This window comes from Clostridium estertheticum (assembly GCF_018861295.1).
Classification (GTDB): domain Bacteria; phylum Bacillota; class Clostridia; order Clostridiales; family Clostridiaceae; genus Clostridium_AD; species Clostridium_AD estertheticum_D.
On the sequence record NZ_JAHLDM010000072.1, the window covers coordinates 1 to 2,083 of the forward strand.

Annotated in this window: 2 protein-coding genes; both read right to left on the reverse strand. The window is 36.4% G+C overall.

Annotation, left to right across the window (positions count from 1 at the left end; genetic code table 11):
* The coding region (gene gltA, locus KPL54_RS25625) for an NADPH-dependent glutamate synthase (protein WP_216109303.1) at positions 1 to 1,340 on the reverse strand (1,340 nt) is incomplete at its 3' end.
* On the reverse strand, positions 1,340 to 2,083 hold a 744-nt coding region (locus KPL54_RS25630; protein WP_216109304.1), incomplete at its 5' end, for a sulfide/dihydroorotate dehydrogenase-like FAD/NAD-binding protein. The genes gltA and KPL54_RS25630, both read right to left, overlap by 1 nt.

Here is a 2,083-nt window from a genome sequence, read left to right on the forward strand (position 1 = left end):
CCTGCTTCCATAGCTAGTATAACTGTAGCTGCTCCTGAAACTGCATCTCCACCAGCATATACATTCTTTTTAGATGTTAATCCAGTTTCATCTTCAGCTATTATACACTTACGTTTATTAATATCTAACCCTTCTGTTGTCAAAGGTATTAATGGATTTGGTGATGTCCCTAGAGACATTATAACTGTATTAACATCCATTATAAATTCTGAACCCTCAATAGCTATAGGTCTTCTTCTTCCTGATGCATCAGGCTCCCCTAGCTGCATTCTTATGCACTTCATTCCTATAACATTACCTTTTTCATCACCTAGGATTTCAATTGGGTTAACAAGTAGATCCATTATAACCCCTTCTTCTTTTGCATGGTGTACTTCCTCAACTCTTGCAGGAAGTTCTGATTCTGATCTTCTGTATACTATGTGTCCCTCTGCTCCAAGTCTCACTGCTGTACGCACAGAGTCCATAGCAACATTTCCTCCACCTACAACAGCAACCTTTTCGCCAGTTCTTATAGGTGTCTGATATCCTTCTTTATATGCTTTCATTAAATTATTTCTAGTTAAATACTCATTAGCAGAAAATACTCCATTTAAATTTTCTCCTGGTATTCCCATAAACATTGGGAGTCCTGCACCCGAACCAATAAATACAGCTTTAAAATCTTCATCTTCCATCAATTGGTCTATTGTTACAGTTCGTCCCACAATAACATTTGTTTCTAATTTGACACCTAATTTTTTAACATTTTCAACTTCATGTTTTACTACTGTTTCTTTTGGAAGCCTAAATTCTGGTATACCATATACCAAAACTCCACCAGCTTCATGAAGTGCCTCGAAAATAGTTACATCGTATCCAGCTTTTGCTAAATCTCCTGCACAAGTAAGTCCTGATGGACCACTTCCTACCACTGCAACCTTAATACCATTTTTAGGTTTAGTTTCTGAAAGATCGACATTATGTACCCTTGAGTAGTCCCCTACAAATCTTTCAAGTTTACCTATAGCTATTGCGTCTCCTTTTATTCCTAGGATACACTTGCTCTCACATTGAGTTTCTTGTGGACAAACCCTACCACAAACCGCAGGAAGTGAACTATATTTAGCTATCACCTTAACTGCCTCTACAAATTCTTTATTCTTAACATGCTTAATAAAACCCGGAATATCTATTGCAACGGGACATTTACTAACACACATTGGTTTTTTACAGTTTAAACATCTTGTAGCTTCCGTAACCGCTTCATCCTCTGTATATCCTAAACATACCTCTGCAAAATTAGTTGCTCTTATTTTCGGATCTTGCTCTTCTATTGGGACTCTCTTCATTTTATCCATTATTTAGTACCTCCTAAACCACATCCGGCTTTAATGCCTTCATTTTTAGAAACTTCTTGTGTTTTGTACATTGCTTGTCTTCTCATTGCTTCTTCAAAATTAACCTTATGACCATCAAATTCTGGTCCATCAACACAGGCGAACTTAGTTTTGCCATCTACAGTAATCCTGCAGGCTCCACACATTCCTGTTCCATCTACCATAATAGGATTCATACTTACAATAGTTGATATACCAAGCTCTTCAGTTAATTTACAAACGAATTTCATCATTATCATTGGTCCAATAGCAACAACTAAATCATATTTCTTACCTTCATTTTGGACTAATTCTTTTAATTTATTTGTAACAAGTCCCTTATATCCATAAGAACCGTCATCTGTACATGGATATACATTCCCCGCTACTTTCTTCATTTCCTCTTCCATAATTACATATTCTTTAGCTTTAGCGCCTATTATTACATCTGCCTTTACGCCTTGAGAGTTAAGCCATTTAACCTGAGGATAAACTGGAGCGGTTCCAAGACCTCCTGCTACAAATACAATTTTCTTTTTCTTTAACTCTTCAATACTTTCACTCATTAATTCTGATGCTTGTCCAAGCGGTCCTACGAAATCTGAAAATGAATCCCCTATTTCATAGTTTTCCATTTCTTTTGTTGAACAACCTATAGTTTGAACAACTATAGTAACTGTACCTCTTTCAGCATCAAAGTCACTTATTGTTAACGGTATCCTCTC